The 20,323-nt window shown below is 63.0% G+C and carries 17 protein-coding genes and 1 riboswitch; of the genes, 6 read left to right on the top strand and 11 right to left on the bottom strand.

The features are described from left to right. Positions 1-113 precede the first annotated feature (113 nt). Positions 114-220: riboswitch (TPP riboswitch) on the bottom strand. A gap of 156 nt (positions 221-376) precedes the next feature. Then, the gene (locus K3F44_RS22085; protein ID WP_101315855.1) at positions 377-1,813 is read left to right on the top strand and encodes a TolC family outer membrane protein; all 1,437 of its coding nucleotides are present in this window, start codon (positions 377-379) and stop codon (positions 1,811-1,813) included. Between the two features lie 44 nt (positions 1,814-1,857). Here K3F44_RS22085 and waaA read toward each other — a convergent pair whose 3' ends face one another. Next, positions 1,858-3,129, bottom strand: coding sequence for a lipid IV(A) 3-deoxy-D-manno-octulosonic acid transferase (waaA, locus tag K3F44_RS22080; RefSeq protein ID WP_220632969.1), 1,272 nt, complete (start codon positions 3,127-3,129; stop codon positions 1,858-1,860). Positions 3,130-3,262: 133 nt separating this feature from the next. Here waaA and K3F44_RS22075 point away from each other — a divergent pair, with 133 nt between their 5' ends. The 4 genes from K3F44_RS22075 to K3F44_RS22060 all read left to right on the top strand — a co-directional run bounded on the left by K3F44_RS22075 (position 3,263) and on the right by K3F44_RS22060 (position 6,658). Then, complete coding sequence (locus K3F44_RS22075; protein WP_103435831.1) at positions 3,263-3,595, top strand: multidrug efflux SMR transporter; 333 nt, start codon at positions 3,263-3,265, stop codon at positions 3,593-3,595. Positions 3,596-3,671: 76 nt separating this feature from the next. After that, positions 3,672-4,847 (top strand): FAD-dependent oxidoreductase, encoded by a 1,176-nt coding sequence (locus K3F44_RS22070; protein WP_220632968.1) that lies wholly within the window; start codon positions 3,672-3,674, stop codon positions 4,845-4,847. Further along, positions 4,844-5,656: an aldo/keto reductase gene (locus K3F44_RS22065; protein ID WP_101315847.1), complete on the top strand. Its 813-nt coding sequence runs from the start codon at positions 4,844-4,846 to the stop codon at positions 5,654-5,656. Before K3F44_RS22070 ends, K3F44_RS22065 begins: the two co-directional genes overlap by 4 nt. 39 nt (positions 5,657-5,695) lie before the next feature. Continuing rightward, entirely contained in the window at positions 5,696-6,658 is a 963-nt protein-coding gene (locus tag K3F44_RS22060) for a metal ABC transporter ATPase (protein WP_101315845.1), read from the top strand. Positions 6,659-6,841: 183 nt separating this feature from the next. On the opposite strand, the gene hldE is transcribed toward K3F44_RS22060, so the two are convergent. Both hldE and msbA read right to left on the bottom strand, forming a co-directional pair. Then, positions 6,842-8,263 carry a bifunctional D-glycero-beta-D-manno-heptose-7-phosphate kinase/D-glycero-beta-D-manno-heptose 1-phosphate adenylyltransferase HldE gene (gene hldE, locus K3F44_RS22055; RefSeq protein ID WP_101315843.1) on the bottom strand — a complete coding sequence of 474 codons (1,422 nt, stop codon included), beginning with the start codon at positions 8,261-8,263 and terminating at the stop codon, positions 6,842-6,844. 127 nt (positions 8,264-8,390) lie between these two features. Beyond that, a complete protein-coding gene (gene msbA, locus K3F44_RS22050; protein ID WP_220632967.1) occupies positions 8,391-10,193 on the bottom strand; it encodes a lipid A export permease/ATP-binding protein MsbA in 1,803 nt (600 codons plus the stop codon). A 113-nt stretch (positions 10,194-10,306) separates the two neighbouring features. Between msbA and K3F44_RS22045 the strand changes: the two genes are divergently transcribed. Beyond that, positions 10,307-10,945, top strand: a complete 639-nt coding sequence (locus tag K3F44_RS22045) for a toluene tolerance protein (RefSeq protein ID WP_220632966.1) — start codon at positions 10,307-10,309, stop codon at positions 10,943-10,945. 171 nt (positions 10,946-11,116) lie between these two features. Here the strand turns inward: K3F44_RS22045 and K3F44_RS22040 are convergent, their stop codons facing one another. From K3F44_RS22040 to K3F44_RS22005, 8 genes are all read right to left on the bottom strand, one after another. Then, complete coding sequence (locus K3F44_RS22040) at positions 11,117-12,250, bottom strand: O-antigen ligase domain-containing protein (protein ID WP_224785561.1); 1,134 nt, start codon at positions 12,248-12,250, stop codon at positions 11,117-11,119. A gap of 22 nt (positions 12,251-12,272) precedes the next feature. Then, entirely contained in the window at positions 12,273-13,040 is a 768-nt protein-coding gene (locus K3F44_RS22035) for a glycosyltransferase family 2 protein (protein WP_220632965.1), read from the bottom strand. A 29-nt stretch (positions 13,041-13,069) separates the two neighbouring features. Then, the gene (locus tag K3F44_RS22030; protein ID WP_103435822.1) at positions 13,070-14,026 is read right to left on the bottom strand and encodes a glycosyltransferase; all 957 of its coding nucleotides are present in this window, start codon (positions 14,024-14,026) and stop codon (positions 13,070-13,072) included. After that, entirely contained in the window at positions 14,023-15,450 is a 1,428-nt protein-coding gene (locus K3F44_RS22025) for a PIG-L deacetylase family protein (RefSeq protein ID WP_220632964.1), read from the bottom strand. Before K3F44_RS22025 ends, K3F44_RS22030 begins: the two co-directional genes overlap by 4 nt. A 2-nt stretch (positions 15,451-15,452) precedes the next feature. Further along, the gene (locus tag K3F44_RS22020; protein ID WP_220634211.1) at positions 15,453-16,349 is read right to left on the bottom strand and encodes an antimicrobial resistance protein Mig-14; all 897 of its coding nucleotides are present in this window, start codon (positions 16,347-16,349) and stop codon (positions 15,453-15,455) included. Further along, a complete protein-coding gene (locus K3F44_RS22015) occupies positions 16,349-17,479 on the bottom strand; it encodes a glycosyltransferase (protein WP_150571095.1) in 1,131 nt (376 codons plus the stop codon). Before K3F44_RS22015 ends, K3F44_RS22020 begins: the two co-directional genes overlap by 1 nt. Then, positions 17,463-19,220, bottom strand: coding sequence for a carbamoyltransferase (locus K3F44_RS22010; RefSeq protein ID WP_101315830.1), 1,758 nt, complete (start codon positions 19,218-19,220; stop codon positions 17,463-17,465). The genes K3F44_RS22015 and K3F44_RS22010 overlap by 17 nt, the downstream gene beginning before the upstream one ends. 140 nt (positions 19,221-19,360) lie before the next feature. Then, a complete protein-coding gene (locus tag K3F44_RS22005; protein WP_150571094.1) occupies positions 19,361-20,197 on the bottom strand; it encodes a 23S rRNA (adenine(2030)-N(6))-methyltransferase RlmJ in 837 nt (278 codons plus the stop codon). Positions 20,198-20,323: the final 126 nt, after the last annotated feature.

Genomic DNA, 20,323 nt, shown 5'->3' with positions numbered 1-20,323 from the left:
GAACCTGAATGACGCGGACACACCCTTGATGGGTGCAGTGCCGGATACCTGGATGCCAATGCGCGGCTGCGCTGCTCGACAAATCCCGGACCTGACACAAGAGACTCGCCGGGAAAGCGAGAAATCTTGTTCCCTACGCAGGCGCTAACCTGATCAGGTTCAACGGGATCCGGAAACTTCCGATCTCAGCCTTTGCATCAAGGCACCCCGACAAGAACATGCGCAGTCTAGACTGGAGTTGCGCGCAAAGCCAAGGGTGCTTGCAGCGCGGCGATCAAAGGCGCCAATCAGCGATTGTTGCCGGCCGTGCACAGCCTTACACTGGCGCACCGATACTCAACGGTTCAGTAATTAAAACTCGTACAAGGATTGCCCTATGCTGCGCAAACTTTCACTGGCGGTTGCCGTGTCTTGTGCGTCCAACGGAGTGGTCTGGGCGGCTGACCTGCCCGCGCCGGTGAAGACCGACCTGATCAGCGTCTATCAGGAAGCGGCCAGCAACAACGCCGACCTTGCCGCTGCCCGCGCCGACTATGGCGCACGCCGCGAAATCGTGCCGCAGGCCCGCGCCGGGCTGCTGCCGAACCTATCGGCGGGTGCCGAAATGATGAACACCCGCACCAAGCTCGACGAGCCGGCGATCACCTCCAATCGCAGCGGCAATTCGTGGAGCGCGACCCTGTCGCAGCCGATCTTCCGCGCCGATCGCTGGTTCCAGTTGCAAGCCGCCGAAGCGGTCAACGAGCAGGCGGCGCTGGAGCTGTCGGCCAACGAGCAGAACCTGATTCTGCAGACCGCCGAGAACTATTTCTCGGTACTGCGCGCACAAGACAATCTGGCCTCGACCAAAGCCGAGGAAGCCGCCCTCAAGCGCCAGTTGGATCAGTCCAACGAGCGCTTTGACGTCGGCCTGTCGGACAAGACCGACGTGCTCCAGTCGCAGGCCAGCTACGACACGGCGCGGGCCAACCGGATCATCGCCGAACGCCAGGTAGCAGATGCCTTCGAGGCATTGGTAACGCTGACCAACCGCGACTATGGCTCGTTGCAGGGCGTGGTCCACAGCCTGCCGATCCAGGTGCCGATGCCCAACGATGCCAAGGCCTGGGTCGAGACCGCCGCACGGCAGAACCTCAACCTGCAGGCGACCAACTACGCTGTCGATGCCGCCGAAGAAACCTTGCGCCAGCGCAAGGCCGGCCATGCCCCGACGGTCGACGCGGTGGCGCGTTACCAGAAGGGTGACAACGATGCGCTGGGCTTCTCCAACCCGGCGCCGCAGCCCGGCGTGCGCTACGGCGGCGACGTCGAACAGACCAGCATCGGCCTGCAGTTGAACATCCCGCTGTACAGCGGCGGCCTGACCAGCTCGCAAGTGCGCGAGGCCTATCAGCGCTTGAGCCAGAGCGAGCAACAGCGCGAAAGCCTGCGCCGCCAGGTGGTGGAAAACACCCGCAACCTGCACCGCGCGGTGAATACCGATGTCGAACAGGTGCAGGCGCGCAAGCAGTCGATCATCTCCAACCAGAGTGCGCTGGAGGCGACCGAAATCGGTTATCAGGTCGGCACCCGCAACATCGTCGACGTGCTCGATGCGCAACGCCAGCTGTACACCTCGGTGCGTGACTACAACAACAGCCGCTACGACTACATTCTGGATAACCTGCGCCTGAAGCAGGCTGCCGGCACCCTGAGCCCGCAGGACCTGTCCGACCTGGGCCGTTATCTGAAAGCCGATTACAACCCGGACAAGGACTTCCTGCCACCGGATCTGGCAGCAGCGGCGGCGAAGAACTTCGAACGCCGGCCCTGATCTGCGACTGCGGCGCCGGGCTCACCCGGCGCCGCGATCTATCGCTAGCCCAGCAGCCGAGCCAGGCCATCCAGCAAGCGCTGCAACGCGCCCTGGTTGGCCTGCATCACCGCCCTGCCCGCTTCGCCCATGCGCTTGGCGTCCTGCGGCAACTCGACCAGCCGCTGCACGGCGGCGGCCAATGCCTGGCTGTCGGCAACTGAGTGCAACGCGCCGGCATCTTTCAGCATTGCGCTGATATCGAGGAAGTTGAACACGTGTGGGCCGCTGATCACCGGCAAGGCCAGCGCGGCCGGCTCCAGCGGGTTGTGCCCGCCTGTTGGCACCAGGCTGCCGCCGACGAAGGCGATGTCTGCCAGCGCATAGAGGAACAGCAGCTCGCCCATGGTATCGCCGAGCAGCACCTGGGTTGCGTCGGTGACCAACTCGGCGCTGGAGCGGCGCACGGTAGCGAACTGTTCGGCACACAACGCATGCACCGCGTTGAACCGCTCAGGATGACGCGGCACCAGAATCAGCAGCGCATCGGCATGCACCTGCAGCAGGCGGCGGTGCGCCTCCAGCACCTGCGCATCCTCGCCTTCATGGGTGCTGGCTGCGATCCAGACCGGGCGTTGGCTGGCCTGCCATTGCTCGCGCAACTGGCGGGCACGGGGCAGCAGCTGTTCGTCGAGCTTGAGGTCGAACTTGATCGAGCCGGTCACCTGCACGCATTCAGGCCGCGCGCCGAGGCTACGAAAGCGCTCGGCTTCGGTTTCGGTCTGCGCCGCAATCAGGCTCATCTCGGCGAGCATTGGCCGGGTCAGTTTGGCGAAGCGGCCATAGCCGCGCGCCGACCGCGCCGACAAGCGCGCATTGGCCAGCGCCACCGGGATGCCGCGCCTGGCGCACTGGTGGATATGGTTGGGCCACAGCTCGGTTTCCATGATCACGCCCAGCCGCGGCCGCACATGGTCGAGAAAACGCGCCGCCGCCCAGGGCAGGTCATACGGCAGGTAGCAATGCTGAATGCGTGGCTCATCGGCAAACAGCGCGCGAATCCGCTCCGAACCGGTAGGGGTCATGCAGGTTACAGTGATCGCCAGCTCGGGATAGGCCTTGAGCAATGCGCGCACCATCGGCGCCGCCGCGATGCTCTCGCCGACCGACACCGCATGCACCCAGATGCCGCCCTGATGCATCGGCGGCAGCTTGATGGCAAAGCGCTCGGCGACGCGTTGGCCGTAGGCCGGCGCCTTGCGCGCACGCAGGAACAGGCGCAGCGCTACCAGCGGCAGGCCCAGGTGAAACAGCAGGGTATAAAGGGTTCTGTTCATGGCGGCGCAGTTTACTAGGAACTGCCTGAAAAGGCCTGCCCATGTCCGCCCAAGCCATAAAAGCGGCGGACATAGTGTGAAAGCTGGCAAGCGGATCGCCTAGAATGGCCGCCAATCAATCGAGGAACGCAGCGTGAACGCATATGTTTATCTGGCCATCGCCATTTGCGCCGAGGTCGTCGCCACCGCTTCGATGAAGGCGGTCAAAGGCCTCAGTACGCCGCTACCGCTGTTGCTGATGATCGCCGGCTACACCGTGGCGTTCTGGATGCTGACCCTTGTGGTACGCAGCATTCCGGTAGGTATTGCCTACGCCATCTGGTCGGGGCTGGGCATCGTCCTGATCAGCATCGCCGCTTGGCTCATCTATGGGCAGAAACTGGACCTGCCGGCCGTGCTCGGCATGGCGATGATCGTCGGCGGCGTGGTAGTCATTCAGGTATTTTCCAACAGCAGCGGGCACTGACCGTTGCGTTGCGCGGTCAACGGCAAAGACATCAGCCTGTATACTGCTGGCCTGTCCCTGTCTTTGAGGTGCCCGCATGCCATCTGCCATTTCCACTGACGTACTGATCGTCGGCGCCGGGGTCGCAGGCCTCTGGCTCAATGCCCGGCTGCAGCGCCTGGGCTATTCGACGGTGCTGGTGGAACGCGCAAGCCTGGGCGGCGAGCAGACCATCAAGTCGCAGGGGATCATCCACGGCGGCATCAAGTACGCTCTGCACGGCAGCCTGACCGGCGCCTCCGAGGCGATCGCCGACATGCCGCGGCGCTGGCGCGAGGCGCTGGCCGGCAGCGGCGAGCTGAACCTGGACAAGGTACGCTTGTTGTCCGATGCACATTACCTGTGGTCGCCGGGCGGCCTGCTTGGCAATGTCACCAGCTTTTTTGCCAGCAAGGCCATGCGCGGCCGGGTCGATCAGGTCAAGGGCGAACAACTGCCGCCTGCCCTGCAAGACCGCGCCTTCAAAGGCAAGGTCTATCGCCTCGCCGAGCTGGTCATCGACGTGCCCAGCCTGCTCGCCAACCTCGCTGCGCTGGCCGGTGACAGCTTGCTCGCCGGCGAGCAGATCGAGCCGTTGCGCGAAGGCGATGAACTGGTCGGCCTGCGTGTCGACGGGCGCGAGATTCACGCCCAGCGCATCGTGCTGAGCGCCGGTGGTGGCACCGCCGAGCTGCTTCAGGCCCTCGGCCTGGACCAACCGGCCATGCAGCGCCGACCGTTGCACATGGTTCTGGCCAAGGGCCCCAACCTCAAGCCTTTGTACGCGCACTGCCTCGGCGGTGGGCCCAAGCCGCGCATCACGGTCACCACTCATCCCGGCGCGGATGGCCAGTGGGTGTGGTACCTGGGTGGTGATTTGGCTGAAGCCGATGGCGTTGCCCGCGAGCCAGCGGCGCAGATCGCTGCCGCGCAGAAAGAAGTCGCCAGCCTGTTGCCATGGGTAGATCAAAGCCAGCTGCGCTGGGCCACCCTGCGGGTTGATCGAGCCGAGCCAGCGCAGTCTGGCCAGCTGCGGCCGGACAACGCCTTCCTCGCCGAAGAGCAGCGCCTGCTGGTCGGTTGGCCGACCAAACTGGCGCTGGCGCCGGACTTCGCCGATCACGTGCTGGCCAAGCTCGAACGCGATGGTATTCGCCCTCAAGCCAAGCCTGACTTGTCCGGCCTGCCCCGGCCTGCGCTCGGCGTACCGGCCTGGGAGCAACTGCTGCCATGAGCCTGCCCGATCTGCATGACCTGCACCGAGCGCTGGGCAGCACTGGCCTGATGGTTTCGCCGCTGGGCCTGGGCACGGTCAAGCTGGGCCGTGATCAAGGCGTCAAATACCCCACCGGGTTCACCATCCCAGGCGACGACGAGGCACGCATGCTGCTGGCCCAGGCGCGTGAACTGGGGATCAACCTGATCGATACCGCGCCGGCCTACGGTCGCAGTGAAGAGCGCCTTGGGCCGCTGCTGCGCGGTCAGCGTGACGAGTGGGTGATCGTCAGCAAGGTCGGTGAAGAGTTCAACGATGGCCAGTCGCACTTCGACTTCTCTGCTGCGCACACCCGGCGTTCGGTCGAACGTAGCCTCAAGCGTCTTGAAACGGATCGAATCGAGCTGGTGCTGGTCCATTCAGATGGTAATGATCTGGCGATCCTCGAGCAGGAAGAGGTCTACCAGACCCTCGCCGCGCTCAAGCAGGAAGGCAAGATTCTCGGTTTTGGCTTGTCTGGCAAGACCGCGGCAGGTGGGCTCAAGGCGTTGCAGGAGGGTGACTGTGCGATGGTTACCTACAACCTCAACGAGCAAACCGAACGCCCGGTACTGGATTACGCCGCCGAGCATGGCAAAGCCATTCTGGTGAAGAAGGCCCTCGCCAGCGGGCATGTCTGCCTGGCGCCGGGGGTGGATGCGGTACAGGCCAGCTTCGAGCTGCTGTTTGCCCACCCAGGCGTGAGCAGTGCTATCGTCGGCACCATCAACCCGCTGCATCTGGCCCATAACGTGGCCACCGTTGCCCGTATCTTGAGGCAGCAATAAGGCCGCTGGCACGGCTACACAAGCGCAAGGAGGAGCCTCGTGGCACGTACGCTGATCCGCAAGAACCCGAGCAACTTCAAAACGCTGCCGCTGCATGTCGAAGCCACTGCCGAGGGCCTGAGTTATCAGACTATCGGCATGCCGCTGAACTTCGCCCAGACCCTGCAACGACGCAAGGCGGTGCAGGTGGCCGATAGCGAGCGCTTCGTAGTTGAGCTGGCCAACCTGGGCGTGTCGGTGCGGCTGACGCTGCAGTGGCAGAACCGCGAATACTGGGTGCTGGTGCGTCAGCGCCGGCAAGACCGTGGCGATGTGGTGCTCAAGCTGATTTCCGGCTATGTGCCGGCGCAGGAGCTGAACCTGCCGCTGCATACCGCGATTCAGGAGGTAGCCGAAGAGTGCCTGCTGGAGACGCCAGAGGGCTGGCTGGGCGGGCGCTTCAACGATACCTGGTTGCCCGCGCCCTACGCGGCGGCGCTGCATTATCGGGAGGCGTTGCCGTTTGTGCTCACCTCACAGGCGACGGCGGCGCGGCCGGTGCAGTCGGGCAACCTGGTGTTGATCGAACAGCCGCGGGCCTATGTGCATTTGCCTACAGCGTCGTTGCAGCTGATCTATGACTTGCGCTTGCAGGTGCCGCGGGAGGCCAAGTCGCTGAGTCTGTTTCATGTGGATGAGCGGCTGGAAGGGGATCAACTGGTGGCGCGGCTTAATCGCAAGCGGCCTGATCTGTACTTGATGCCGTTGGTGGATGGGCGGCCTACGGCTGAGCTGTTCACGCTGAAGAAGGACACCTTGGTGCCGGCCAGTACCCGTGGGATCTGGCTGGCCGAGAGTTTTGCCCGGCAGGAAGGCTGGGTGGTGCGTGATGAGCGAGTGCGCTGGAAGGATTGGCTGCGCCAGCAGGGGCTGGTGGAGCCTAGGCCTGCTTCGCGGTTGCAGCGGCTGACGGGCAAGGCGCGGGCTCTGCTGGCTCGGGCGCGGACTTCGCTGCATAAATAGTTACGCGGACTGCTCTTTGTAGGAGCGGCCTTGTGTCGCGAGAGGCCCGCAAAGCGGGCCCAGCAATGTCGGCGGCGGAGCTGAAATTTGGGGGGCGCTTCGCACCCCCTTCGCGACACAAGGCCGCTCCTACAGGGGATCGGGGCATGCCGAGAATGAAAAGGGCCGCTAAGCGGCCCTTTTTCAGTTCTTGCGGATCTTTTCCACTATTGCAGTGGTGGAGCTGTTTTCCACAAGGCCGAGCACTTTCACCGTCCCGCCGTAGCTGGTAACGATGTCGGCGCCGACGACTTGATCGATGCCGTAGTCGCCACCTTTGACCAGCACATCAGGCTTGACCTGGCTGAGCAGGTTTTCTGGAGTGCCTTCCGGGAAGCTGATGACCCAGTCGACGGCGCCCAAGCCTGCGAGAACTGCCATGCGCCGGTCGACGCTGTTGATCGGGCGGCCAGGACCCTTCAGGCGACTGACCGAGGCGTCGTCGTTGACGGCGACGATCAGGCGATCACCTTGAGCGCGGGCTTGCTCCAGGTAGGTCACGTGGCCGGCATGAAGGATGTCGAAACAGCCGTTGGTGAACACGATCGACTCGTTGTGCGCGCGCGCATCGTCGATCGCCAGCAACAACTGTTCGATGGTCAACACGCCGCGCTCCGAACCTTCTTCGCGCTGAATCGCACGGCGCAGTTCAGGGGCGCTGATCGCCGCGGTACCGAGCTTGCCGACCACGATGCCGGCGGCAAGGTTGGCCAGGGCCACGGCATGGGGCAGGTCTTCGCCAGCAGCGATAGCGGCGGCCAGGGTCGAGATGACCGTGTCGCCGGCACCGGTGACGTCGAACACTTCACGGGCCCGGGCCGGCAGGTGCAGCGCCGGGTGGTCGGCGCGCAGCAGGGTCATGCCATGTTCGCCACGGGTCACCAGCAATGCACCCAGGTCCAGCTCCTGCATCAATTGCAGGCCTTTGCCGACCAGGTCGGCTTCATCGACGCAGCGGCCGACAATGGCTTCGAACTCGCTCAGGTTGGGCGTGATCAGGCTCGCGCCGCGGTAGATCGAGAAGTCCTTGCCCTTGGGGTCGGCCAATACCGGAATACCGCGGGCACGCGCCGCCTGGACCAGGCTCTGGTGGTTTTTCAGGGCGCCCTTACCGTAGTCGGACAGGACCAACACCTTGACCCCATCCAGCAGCTTTTCAACCTCGACACCCAATGACAGCGGGTCGGTGGCGAACGGTTCTTCGAAGTCGATGCGCAGCAGTTGCTGATGACGGCTCATGACCCGCAGCTTGACGATGGTCGGCTGGTGGGCAATGCGCTGGAAGATCGAGCGTACGCCCGCAGCCTGCAAGCTGTTGCTCAGGCTCTCGGCCGCTTCGTCCTGGCCGGTCACACCGACCAGCGAGGCCGGCGCGCCCAGGGCGGCAATATTCAAGGCCACGTTGGCCGCGCCGCCGGGACGGTCTTCGATCTGTTCGACCTTGACCACAGGCACCGGCGCCTCCGGGGAAATACGTGAAGTACCACCATGCCAGTAGCGGTCGAGCATGACATCGCCGACCACCAACACCGGGGCTTGATCGAAACTCGGCATGGACAACTTCATGGGCAACCCATATGGAAAAATTAACAGGGGCAGGATATTAGCACAGGCCAGACGATGGCTTTAGCGCCAAGCTGGCCTGGACAATTCCGGTGACAATCGGGGCCGGATCGGCCCCGCAACAGCCGACTCAGGTGATATCGACTTTCTCTGGCTGATCAAGGCCCATCGCGTGCAGGCGGGCATAATGGCCATTAGCCTCAAGCAGTTCGGCGTGAGTACCGCGCTCGACCAGACGGCCTTGGTCCATGACCAGGATCATGTCGGCCTTTTCGATGGTCGACAAGCGGTGGGCGATGACCAGCGTGGTGCGACCTTGCATAACATGATCCAGCGCGGCCTGGATGTGCCGCTCCGACTCGGTATCGAGCGCCGAAGTGGCCTCGTCAAGAATCAGCAGCGGGGCGTTTTTCAGCAAGGCCCGGGCAATCGCCAGGCGCTGGCGCTGGCCGCCGGACAACAGCACACCGTTCTCGCCGACTTCGGTGTCGAAGCCCTTGGGCAACTGATCAACGAATTCCTTGGCGTAGGCGTCGGCGGCGGCAGTCTCGATGGCCTCGCGCGGCGCACCAGCCAGATCGCCGTAGGCAATGTTGTTGGCGACGGTATCGTTGAACAGGGTGACGTGCTGGGTGACCTGCGAGACATGCCGGCGCAGGTTGCGCAACTTGTACTCTTCGATCTCCACGCCATCGAGCAGAATCTGCCCTTCATTGTGGTGATAGAAGCGCGGGATCAGCGCTGCCAGGGTCGACTTGCCACTGCCGGAGCGACCAACCAGGGCGATCATCTGCCCAGGCTCTGCGGTAAAGCTGATGTCGTTCAGCACCTGGCGCTCGGTACCGGGGTAGGTGAAGCTCAGGTTGCGCACCACCAGACGACCCTCGACGCGGTCCTTTTCAACCGTGCCAGCGTCCACTTCGGCAGGCTCGTCGAGCTGCTCGAAGATACTCTCGGCACCGGCCAGGCCTTTCTGGATGGTCGAGCTGACTTCCGAAAGCTGACGAATCGGCTTGGGCAGCAGGCCAGCGGCAGTAATGTAGGCCACCAGATCGCCGGCCGAAGCGTCGCCGCGCAGGAACAGCACGAGGAACATCAGCGACGCCATGGCGGTGTAGATCACCAATTGCAGCGCCGGCGTGTACAGCGCGCCAGTCTTGGTCATGCGCAGCTGTTTGTCGGTGTTGCTCTGGCTGGCCGCGTTGAAACGGCGCTGCTCGTAGGCTTCGCCGCCGAAGCTGCGCACCACACGGTAGCCTTGAATGGTCTCGGAGGCGACATGGGTCACATCCCCCATCGCGACCTGGATCTTCTTGCTCTGCTTGCGGAATTTCTTGCTGGCAGTACTGACCATCACCGCGATGATCGGCAGGATCGCCAACATCACCAGGGTCAGTTTCCAATTCATCCACAGCAGGTAGGCGAACAGGAACACCACCGTCAGGCCTTCACGGATCACCACCTTGATTGCATCGGTGGCAGCACCGGTGACCATGGTCACGTTGAAGGTGATGCGCGAGATCAGGTGGCCCGAGTTGTGGCTGTCGAAATAGCGGTTGGGCAGCACCAGCAGCTTGTTGAACAGCTCGACGCGCAGGTCGTGGACCAGGCCCAGCGAGACCTTGGCCAGAAAGTAGTTACCCAGGAACGAACCAAGGCCCTGCCAGGCGGCGATCAGAATGATCAGCAGCGGCACTGCCTGCAGCAGTTTCAGGTCGCGCAGGTACGGCACGGAGGGGAACAGCACGGCTTGAGAATCGCTCAGGCCGTCGACGAAATACTTGAGGATGCCGGCCAGCATGGGCTGGGTCGAAGCAAAGATCACGAAGCCGAGGATGCTGAGCATGAAGATGCCGAGATAGGGCTTCACATAGCTGAGCAGGCGGAAATAGATCTTCAGGCTCGAGGGCGCGGACGATTCGGGAACTGTCATGACAATCCGTCGGGTGAAAAAGAGTCGGGATTATACCACACGCGGTGTTGCCGACCGCCTGCTGCAGGTAAGATAGGCGGCTGCCCTGCCCTTGGCCACACTCTGGAGACTTGATGCAAGCGCTTGAACAGGCACGTTATCTCGCACTGCGCGAAGGCGCCACTGTGCTCGAAGCCGACGGCACCGGCGACAAGGTCCTGCGCCTGGCCGATGGCAGCATGCTCAAACTGTTTCGTCGCAAGCGCCTGCTCAGCTCTGCTGCGTGGTATCCGTATGCGCAGCGCTTTGCCGACAACTGTCGGCACTTGCAGGAGCGGCAGATTCCGTGTCCAGTGGTGAAGGCGGTATACCGTATTGGCGCAATCGAGCGCGATGCCGTGCACTATGCGCCACTGCCTGGGCAGACCTTGCGCCAGGTGCTTGAACAGCCTGCCGATCACGACCAACTGCGTGCGCAACTGGGCCGGTTCATCGCGATTCTGCATGAGCGCGGGGTGTACTTCCGCTCGGCGCACATGGGCAATGTGGTGCTCACGCCTGAGGGTGAGCTGGGCTTGATCGACATCGCCGACCTGCGCATCTTCCGCCGGCCGCTGCGCAAATCGCAGCGGCTGCGCAATTTCAAGCACATGCTGCGCTATCCTCAGGATCGCCAGTGGCTACTCGACGCCGGCGACAGCAGCTTTGTCGACGGCTATCTGGCCGCCCAGCAGCTGTGTAGCCGCGAAGAGCTGACCAGGGTTCTGGCCTGAAACCGCGCAAACCTTGAATTCACCGCGACCTGTAGGAGCGGCCTTGTGTCGCGAAAGGCCAGCGTAGCTGGCCCGCGAAGTCAGCGGCGATGCTGAGGCCGTCGGGCCCGCTCTGCGGGCCTTTCGCGACACAAGGCCGCTCCTACAGGGATCGCGCAAGCTTCTGATCTGTTACCAGCGCTTACGCTGTTGTTGCTGGACAACCCTGCCCAACACCATCGCTGCCGGCAACAACACCAGCGGCCAAAGCTCATCCGGGTTGCCGATCAGCTTGCTGCCATCGAAATTGAGCATCACCAGCGCGCACGCCAGGTACATACCCCACGGATCGCGCAGGCGAATCGCTTCGATCAGGGTCATGGCCATGACGATCAGGAACAACACCAGCGAAACGCCACCGGTGTACAAGCCCATCGCGACGAAGATGTTATGCGGATGCTGAATCGGCATCACACCGCTGAGCAGCTTGTCGGTCTGGAACTCTACGCCACAGCCAAGCAGCCAGCCGCAATTGCGCCACTCGCCGACCATGATCTGGAACAACTCGATGCGATACGAGTCGCCGCGCGCAAACAGGTTATGGAACCACTGCGCATCCTTGACCAGCCACAGCGCTATCGCCCCCATCACCCCACACGCCAACAGCCAAGGCCCGGCTACCCGGGGGAAGCGCCACAGCGCGTAGCACGCCCAGGCCGCGAACAGGAAGGCTGCGCCGACCAGTGCAGTGCGCGTCTGCAAGACGAAACTGACCGCCACCACCGATAGCACTACGGCAGCACAGGCTTCCACCCAGCGGCGGTTCTTGACCCACGCTGGCATGGCCAAGGCCAGCGCGCAGAACAACCAGATGCTGGCATAGATCACGTTCTCAAGACGCGCGGGCAGGATCCCTACTCGCGCGCCGAAGCGGAACTCGCCAGACTGGTAGGCATAGGCCGCACAGCCATAGATATACAGGCACAACGCCCAGAACAGGGCCCGGGTGAATGCCTCGGAGCGGAAGAAGTCCGGATTGAGCAGCCCGCCCAGAATGAACACGAACAAGGTCACATAGAGGATGTGCTTGTAGAACTGCCCATCACCAGCCACCGCCGCCGGCACCAGGAACCACAGCAGAAACACTACCCAGGCCCAGCCCAGCTTGTTTGCAAACAATCCCGCGCCGCGCTCCTTTATCAGGAACACCAGCCCAGGCAACGCGACGAACGCGTAAAAAATGTTGTTGGTCCACTTCGAGGACGTCATCAACACATAGCTGAGCAGAAACACGATCAGTGCTGCAGCAAAGTATTGCCTGCTCATTGCGCCCTCCTTGCCTATCTTTTCAAACATCCTTCAATACCCATCCAACCAGCAGTCCAATAACGAGCGCAGCCATCAATTTGATGCGCTCCATGCGCTTGCGCCGAAGCTTCTTGACCTTCTCTTCGGGCATTTCCACGTGCTCACCGAAACCGGTGTGCAATACAGCGTCGTTTTCAAGAATCAGTGCGTAGCGGTTGGCGTCGGCATACAGCCGCGACAGGCTCTTCTCGCCCGAATGCGAGGCATACGGCGCGTGCGCCTGGTAATCAGCCAGCCGGCGCAGGCCCGGATTGAAGGAGAACCCCTGCCATTCCGGTTTGTTCGAACCCAGCTGGTAGAACGGGATGCCGGCGTGCACCTGACGCTCGTGCAGGAACACATACGGGCTGTGCACCTGCAGGTCATGGGCAAAGCTGCGCAGCCAGACCTGCAAGGCCTGTGGATCAGCTTCAAGCAGGGCCATGGAGTCTTCGATGAAGCCCGGGCGGTAGAACGCCCAGTCATCTTCACAGTGGAACACCCAGAACGTCCTGATCTGCGCGTACGCGGCGTCAACCGAACGCAACTGGCCCAGCTTCGGGTTGTTGACGATAAAGGTCGTGTGCGCACGCCAGTGTTCGGGGATGCACTCGCGCACGGCTTCGTCGCCGGCGTCTTCGGTGATGAACACCTCGCGGATGGGCGCGGTGTTGAAGCGGTCGAAAGTCTCGAGCGTGCGCTTGAGCAGATCGAACCGACCGCAACTGGTCACCATCAGCGTGATTTCGCTGCTTTCACTGAAAAGCATGGTTGTCCTCGATGGTTTAGGGTCGGGCGTTATAGACCCAGGGCGCGACGCAGACGTTGCCACGGGCCCGGGTTGTCACGCTGACGCAAAGGGGGACGCATGGCCTCGACGATCGCCTGGCCGATGGCGTGGAAGCTGAAGCGCTGCTCTGCCAATGCCTGGCCATTGCGGGAAATACGCTCGGCCAGGGCGCTGTCGGCACGCAGCACCGCGAGTTTTTCACGCAATTGCGCAAGGTCGCGGTACAGCACAATGTTGTCCATGTCGACAAAGCCCAGGGCGCGGTTTTCTTCATCACCCTGGTCGTAGGCGAACAGCACACAGCCACAGGCCATGGCTTCGAAGTTCTTGATCATGTACTCGCCCATGCCGACATCGGCACTGACGAAGTAGCGAATGCGGCTGAGGGTCTGGCTGTACTCTTCGCCGGACTTGGTGCGGGTGATGACCAGGTTTTCCACCTCGGCCAACGAGTCGAGCATGGCCTTGCGCCCGGAATAGGCGACGCTGCGCAGGCTGCCGACAAACGCCAGTTCGATATCGCGCTCGCGGTTCTCGTTGCGCAGCAGCGCCTGATCATAGCCCTTGGGCACGAACACCGCGTCAAAACCTTCGTCCTGCAGACGGCGGGTGACCACCGCACCAGAGGTGATCACCCGCGCCCACGGCAGGCGGCGGTAATGCGCGCTGAACTTGCCGGTGTACTTGCAGGGGATGTAGTTCTGGTAGGCATCGTGCTCGAGGATGACCAGATTGGGTATCTGGCTGATGAAGCGAACCTGACGGATCTCCTTTTTGAAGCGCAAGAAGAACAGGATGCGGTCGTACTGTTCGACCTGCACATGCTGCTTGAAGTAACCGCGCAGGTCGTCCTGTTCGGCGTCGGTCAGCCAGCGGATATCACACTCGCAACTGGCGGCGATGCCTTCATACAGCCGATCAAGGATGGCGCGCTGCTCTTTCTGGACCAGAAACAGGACTTTCACTGTGGTTTACTCTTGTCGACCAGTGTCTCGACCCAAAACAGTTCGTGGCGACGCACTGCCTTACGGAAGAACTCGTTTTTACCAAATAGCGGCCAACGGCGACCAGCCAGATACTGTTGCAGCAGGCGCCGAACCCGCCTTTTGAGCGGCGCCGGCGGCTGCAGGTCGTGCATCATAGCCAAAGACATGGCCTTTTGCCTCTGTCGCTCAGGCGAGACTTGCAGTGCCCACGGGCACATCCCCGGCTGCGCCTCGAACAACGGCGGCAAGGCCACGCCGTCACCCGCCTCGCCCATCGGCCAGCGGTCGTTGTCATGAAGGTGGTTGGCGTACAGCAACAGGGTCTGCGGCTGCCACTGGCACGCGGCCAGCGCCTCGCGCAGTGCGTCGTGGGCGCAGACATGATCGGGGTGCGGGTCGAGCTGCGGATGCGGCAGCACTACGGTGTCCGGTCGCGCGCGCTCGATCAGCTCGCACAGGTCAGCCACCAGGGCCTGCCAGGTCGGCTGACCGTGTGCATCACTCTGAAGGGTGCATTCGTTGAAGCGGCGAAACGGACGCGTGTCGACCAGATCGGCCTCACGGGACGCCACTGCTGCCTGTGGATCGGCCTGCATCGCGCTCAATTGCATGCAGAAGTAACCGAGTTGCACACTCTGCGCCGATGGCACCCCGGCCCAGCGCGGCACGGCGACGCTGTCCCAACTGCGCAGCTCGCCCTTGAGCCGGGCTGCCTGCACGGTGTCCAGGGCCAGTGTGTCGCGGTAGTACTCATTTTCAATTTCGCCAGCGGTCAGGGTGACGATCCAGCTCTGCTCGGCCTGGGCATACGCTGCAAAGGCCGCCAGCTCGGCATCATCGGCATGCGGCGCGATCACCATCAGGGTGCCGGCAAGGTAGTCGGCGTGGCCGATAACCAGCAGCTCCACTTCAGCTGCCAGCCGGCAGTGGCGCCCGCGCAAACGCAGTTGCCCAGCTGCCAATGCAGCCTCTTGACCACTGAGATTGAGGTAGCGCACGCCCTTGGCGCCGCGCTCGAAGCTTTGCTTGTCGGCGTTGCCGCCTTCGATGACAACGGCAGGGTCAAGCAGCCGACCCAGCAAGCTGGCGCGCAGTTGCACCCGCAGCAGCAGGGTCTGGCTGGCATCCAGTACGCAATCTGCAGGCAGCGTCAGCAGGCCGTCGCGGCTGTGCAGCGGGTAGCGCGCGCAGCCTTGCAGGTCGTACTCGTAATCACTGGCGGCCACGTAGAACAGGTGATCGGAAAACCAGGCTTCATGGCCGACCCACAGCAACAGCGCGAGTACCGGCGGCAGCCACCACAGCCACAAGCCCGACAGCAATAGAACGCACAACAGCACCAACACTACCAGCCGTTTGCGCTTGCGATGACGATTGAGTAACTGCTGCTTGCGTGCGCTCATGGTCAGACCTGATACACCGGCACCGGCGTGCACCAACGCTCCTTGTACTCCCGGTCAGCACGACCGAAGGAGAACCGCAGGGCCTTGTTGCGCGCGCGGGCATCTTCCCAGGCGGCCTGGGTATTGAGGAAACTCAGCACGCTACCGGGGCTGAACGCCTTGGTCTCGGGGTCGACGCCGCCGTTGACGTACTCGACGCTGACCCACTCCGGGGCCTCGACACGGTAGATCAGCTGGATGGCAATCGGTGCACCTTCAAGCAATACCACCGAACCGATCAACAGCTCGCGCAGGCGCTCCAGTACTTCAGGCATATGCTGCGCGCCGGTGGCGGCGAAGCCCCAGCGGCGCTGGAACAGGTCGCAATACATGCTGGCGATCTGCGCCGAGGTAAAATCGCTGATCGGCTGCACCTGCCCGCCGGCTTCTTCCAACAAGCGCAGTTCACGGCGCTGGTTGTAGCGAAACTTCTTCGACAGGTCTTCCGGCGCGCGGGCCATGGCCAACTGTTCAGCTTGCCCCTGCAGGCCGCTGAAGCGCCCGTGGTTGAGCTCTGACAGGTAGCGCCCGGCGTGCCGCAGCGGCGCCTCGGCAGTGCTGGACGCCGGCAGAATCAGTTCGGCATTGCCCAGGTCGAACAGACCCTTTTTGCCGTGACGCTTGAGCACGTCCTTGGACAATGCCAGGTGGCGCCCCCAGGTCGGAATGGCCGCCTGTAAATCACCGCCCTGCTCCCACCCCAGATAGCGGACCGGGATCTGCGCAAGCTCAGCCAACTGCTCGAGCACCCGCGGATGGGTCGCGACGCTGCCGCCGAAGCGCTGCCAGGTCTCGGCATAGGCGGCGGCATCGATGACTTTCCAGCCGCGCTCGCGCACAGCCGGGATGCGGTTGAAGATCACGGCTGCACCGCCAACGCCTGTGCTTGCGGCAACTGCCAGAAGGTCTCGGCGACGGCCTGGTCACTGAAGCGCTCGCGCAAGCGTTGCAGCATGTGCTCGGCACACGCCTGACGCTGCTGGTCGTCCAGCCTGGCCATATGTTCCAGGCCCTGGGCCAACTGCCCGGCATCGCCCAGCGGGAACAGCATGCTAACGCCCTCGACCACTTCGCGGGCACCGCCACAGGCCGTGGCCAATACCGGAACGCCGGCGACCATAGCCTCCAGCAGAACCATGCCGAACGGCTCGTGGTCCGAGCTCAGCGCAAATACATCGAACGCCTTGAAGTAGCGCCGCGCATCCGCCACCTGGCCAAGAAAGTCGACCTGAGCAGCAATACCCAGTTCGACCGCCAGGGCCTTGAGCTGTGGCTCCAGGCGGCCAGTGCCGAGGATCGCCAGGCGAGCACCGGCAGGCAGATTCGGCAGCGCCTGGGCAAAGCCTTTGAGCAAGGTTGCCTGGTCTTTGTCCGGGTGCAGACGGCCAACATTGCCGACAATCCACGCCTGTGGGTCGAGGCCAAGTACGCGCCGAGCTTCCGCAGCCGGCACCAGGCTGGCCTGCAGTGCATCGACGTCGATGCGGTTGTACAGGGTTTGAATACGTTCGGCCGGCCACTGCGTCAGGCAGCGGCGCATATCGTCGCGCACCGCGTCGGACACACCGAGCAAGCTCAGGCGCTGGCGGAACAGATTGGCGAAAAGCCGGCGGCTGTTGCGCTGATAGTCGCCGAACGCGTGGTGCACGCCGATCACCGGCAGGTCGGTGCCGAGCAAGGCGACATAGATCGGCTTGAAGCGGTGGGCGATGCACAGGGCAAAGTTGCGCTCGGCAGCGATCCGCCGCAGCGCACGTATCGCCCCCAGCTTCAGGCCGCGCACGGCCTTGGAGCTGAATTCGAGAAACAGCACTTCGTCCGAAGCACAGCCCGCGGCTACCTGCGGATCGGCCTTGCCGGTGAGAAACACCGTGGTGACCTGATAACCGCGCCCCTGAAACAGGCTGGCGTACTGACGGGCGCAGTCGAGAAACGGCCCGTCATAACCATGGCAGAACTGCAGAATGCGCGGTTCAGAGCGGCTGGTCATAAGGCGCAGCGCCATCCTTCACGACCAGGATGTCTTCCATGATCAGGTACTGCAGGTCCGAGCCGAAGAACATGTTCAAGGCGTCGGTCGGCGAGCAGATCATCGGTTCGCCACGACGGTTCAGCGAGGTGTTCAGCGACACGCCGTTGCCGGTCAGGTCTTCCAGCGCTTTCATCATGTCGTAGTAGCGCGGGTTGTATTCGCGCTTGAGCACCTGGGCACGCGAAGTGCCGTCCTCGTGGACCACTTCCGGTACACGGGTTTTCCATTCATCCGACACTTCGAAGGTGAAGGTCATGAACGGCGCAGGGTGATCGATCTTGATCATCTGCGGCGCAACGGTGTCGAGCATCGACGGGCAGAAAGGCCTCCAGCGCTCGCGGAACTTGATCTGGTGGTTGATCCGGTCGGCAACCCCGGCAACGCTTGGGCAGCCGATGATCGAACGGCCACCGAGCGCGCGCGGGCCAAACTCCATGCGGCCCTGGAACCAGGCCACCGGGTTGCCATCGACCATGATCTTGGCGATCTGCTCGGGCATGTTGTCCAGCTTGCGCCACTGCGGCTGGCTCGGATGGCGAGCGCAGGCGGCAATCACGTCTTCGTTGGAATACGACGGGCCGAGGTAGACATGTTCCATTTTCTCGACCGGGACGCCACGGGCGTGCGACACGTAGGCAGCAGCGCCGACCGCAGTACCGGCGTCCCCGGAGGCCGGCTGCACGAACAGCTCCTTGACGTCCGGGCGGGCGATGATCTTCTGGTTGAGCTTGACGTTCAGCGCGCAGCCGCCAGCGAAGGCCAGCTTGCCGGTCTGCTTGAGGATGTCGCCCAGGTAATGGTCGATCATCTGCAGCGCAAGCTTCTCGAACAGCGCCTGCATGCTCGCCGCGTAGTGGATGTACGGCTCGTCGGCGATATCGCCTTCGCGCTTGGGACCCAGCCACTCGATCAGTTTTGGCGAGAAGTAGAAGCCCTTGCCCTTTTCTTTATAGCGACGCAGGCCGATGACGTTGGCGTATTCGGTGTTGATCACCAGTTCGCCGTTTTCAAAGCTGGCCAGGCGCGAGAAGTCATATTTGCTGGCATCGCCGTATGGCGCCATGCCCATGACCTTGAACTCGCCGTCGAGCATTTCGAAGCCGAGGAACTCGGTGATCGCGCCATACAGGCCGCCGAGCGAGTCCGGATCGAAGAACTCCTTGATCTTGTGGATCTTGCCGTTTTCACCGTAGCCAAAGAAGGTCGTGGCGTATTCGCCCTTGCCATCGATGCCGAGGATCGCGGTTTTTTCTTTAAAGCCCGAGCAGTGGTAAGCACTGGAGGCGTGCGCCAGGTGGTGCTCGACCGGCTCGATCTTGATCTTTTTCGGATCGAAGCCCAGTTGCTCGAGGCACCAGACGATCTTGTTGCGATAGCGCTTGTAGCGACGGTTACCCATCAGCAGCGCGTCGAGGGCGCGGTCCGGGGCATACCAGTAGCGCTTGGCATAGTGCCAGCGGGCCTTGCCGAACAGGCTGATCGGGGCGAAGGGTATGGCGACCACATCGACGTCCGACGGCTTGATGCCGGCCTGCTCCAGGCAGAACTTCGCCGATTCGTAGGGCATGCGGTTCTTCGCATGCTTGTCACGCACGAAGCGCTCTTCTTCGGCGGCGGCAATCAGCTTGCCGTCGATGTACAGGGCCGCGGAAGGGTCATGGCTAAGGGCGCCGGACAGGCCAAGAATCGTCAATGCCAAGGGTCTAGCCTCTTCATTCGGTAGAGATGCGCGGTCGGCCTCACGGGCGGACGGCGGCTAAAGGGCGGGATTATAACGCAAAGCTCCATCGCGCACCGCCCCTGTGTGGAGCGGGCCCGGGGCGGCGAGACAGGATCGGATTATTCCGCAATCAGCCAATCGAGGCGCCAGCTACCGTCAGTCTGGGCGAGCTCTTTGGCCAGCAGCGGCAGCAACTCGCGCAGCTCTTCTTCCAGGCCCCATGGCGGGTTGGCAATCGCCAGGCCGGAACCGTTCAGACCCTGCGGGCTGTCCTGATGATGCACATACAGCTCGGCGCGCAGCAGCTTTGGCGCGCCGGTGCTGGTCAGGTCCTGATAGTAGCGAGTCAGCAAGCGCTGGTCCTTGATCGGGTACCAGATCACCGCCACCGTCTGGCGCATGCGCCCGATCGCTTCCTTGACTGCAACGGTGCAGCGCTTGAGCTCGTCGGCCTGCTCGAACGGCGGATCGATGAGCATGATCGCGCGCTTTTCCTGCACAGGCAGCAGCGCCCGCGGCACATGCCAGCCTTCACCCAGATGAACGGTGACGCGCGGGTCCTTTTTCATGTTCTCGCGCAGCAATGGGCCGTCTTCCGGGTGCTTTTCGTTGAACAGCGCACGGTCCTGCTGACGCATCAGCCGGCGCGCCAACTCGGGCGAGCCCGGGTAATAGCGCAGCTCACCTTCTGGATTCAGGCGCTTGATCACGCGCAGGTAGTCGGCGGTGATCCCGGGCAGATCGTCACGGCCCCACAGCCGGGCAACGCCCTCCAGGTACTCACCGGTACGGCTCGCCTGGTCGCCGTGCAGGTCGTACAGACCGAGGCCGGCGTGGGTATCGATGTAAGCGAACGGCTGCTCCTTGCGCGACATCAAGGCGATGAGGCGGGTCAGCACGATGTGTTTGAAGACGTCGGCATGGTTGCCGGCGTGGAAGGCGTGACGATAGTTCATGGCAACTCCTGCGCAGGCGGCAAGTTTACCTTGTCAGGCTGGAGCCGTCAGGCCTGCGTATGCGCCAGGCGACTGCAGGCCTGCCTTGCAGCGGGCAAGAAAAAGCCCGCACCTAAACAGGCGCGG

Origin of the sequence: Pseudomonas sp. S07E 245 (assembly GCF_019599025.1) — a bacterium.
Classification (GTDB): Bacteria; Pseudomonadota; Gammaproteobacteria; order Pseudomonadales; family Pseudomonadaceae; genus Aquipseudomonas; species Aquipseudomonas shirazensis.
Note: the sequence above shows the minus strand (reverse complement) of the source record. Positions and strands in the feature narration are given on the sequence as shown.

What these genes read in the sequence shown, in the direction of transcription:
- K3F44_RS22085 (WP_101315855.1), top strand. Translation starts at nt 377, where the DNA reads ATGCTGCGCAAACTTTCACTGGCGGTTGCCGTGTCTTGTGCGTCCAAC.
- waaA (WP_220632969.1), bottom strand. Translation starts at nt 3,129, where the DNA reads ATGAACAGAACCCTTTATACCCTGCTGTTTCACCTGGGCCTGCCGCTG.
- K3F44_RS22070 (WP_220632968.1), top strand. Translation starts at nt 3,672, where the DNA reads ATGCCATCTGCCATTTCCACTGACGTACTGATCGTCGGCGCCGGGGTC.
- K3F44_RS22065 (WP_101315847.1), top strand. Translation starts at nt 4,844, where the DNA reads ATGAGCCTGCCCGATCTGCATGACCTGCACCGAGCGCTGGGCAGCACT.
- hldE (WP_101315843.1), bottom strand. Translation starts at nt 8,263, where the DNA reads ATGAAGTTGTCCATGCCGAGTTTCGATCAAGCCCCGGTGTTGGTGGTC.
- msbA (WP_220632967.1), bottom strand. Translation starts at nt 10,193, where the DNA reads ATGACAGTTCCCGAATCGTCCGCGCCCTCGAGCCTGAAGATCTATTTC.
- K3F44_RS22045 (WP_220632966.1), top strand. Translation starts at nt 10,307, where the DNA reads ATGCAAGCGCTTGAACAGGCACGTTATCTCGCACTGCGCGAAGGCGCC.
- K3F44_RS22040 (WP_224785561.1), bottom strand. Translation starts at nt 12,250, where the DNA reads ATGAGCAGGCAATACTTTGCTGCAGCACTGATCGTGTTTCTGCTCAGC.
- K3F44_RS22035 (WP_220632965.1), bottom strand. Translation starts at nt 13,040, where the DNA reads ATGCTTTTCAGTGAAAGCAGCGAAATCACGCTGATGGTGACCAGTTGC.
- K3F44_RS22025 (WP_220632964.1), bottom strand. Translation starts at nt 15,450, where the DNA reads ATGAGCGCACGCAAGCAGCAGTTACTCAATCGTCATCGCAAGCGCAAA.
- K3F44_RS22015 (WP_150571095.1), bottom strand. Translation starts at nt 17,479, where the DNA reads ATGACCAGCCGCTCTGAACCGCGCATTCTGCAGTTCTGCCATGGTTAT.
- K3F44_RS22005 (WP_150571094.1), bottom strand. Translation starts at nt 20,197, where the DNA reads ATGAACTATCGTCACGCCTTCCACGCCGGCAACCATGCCGACGTCTTC.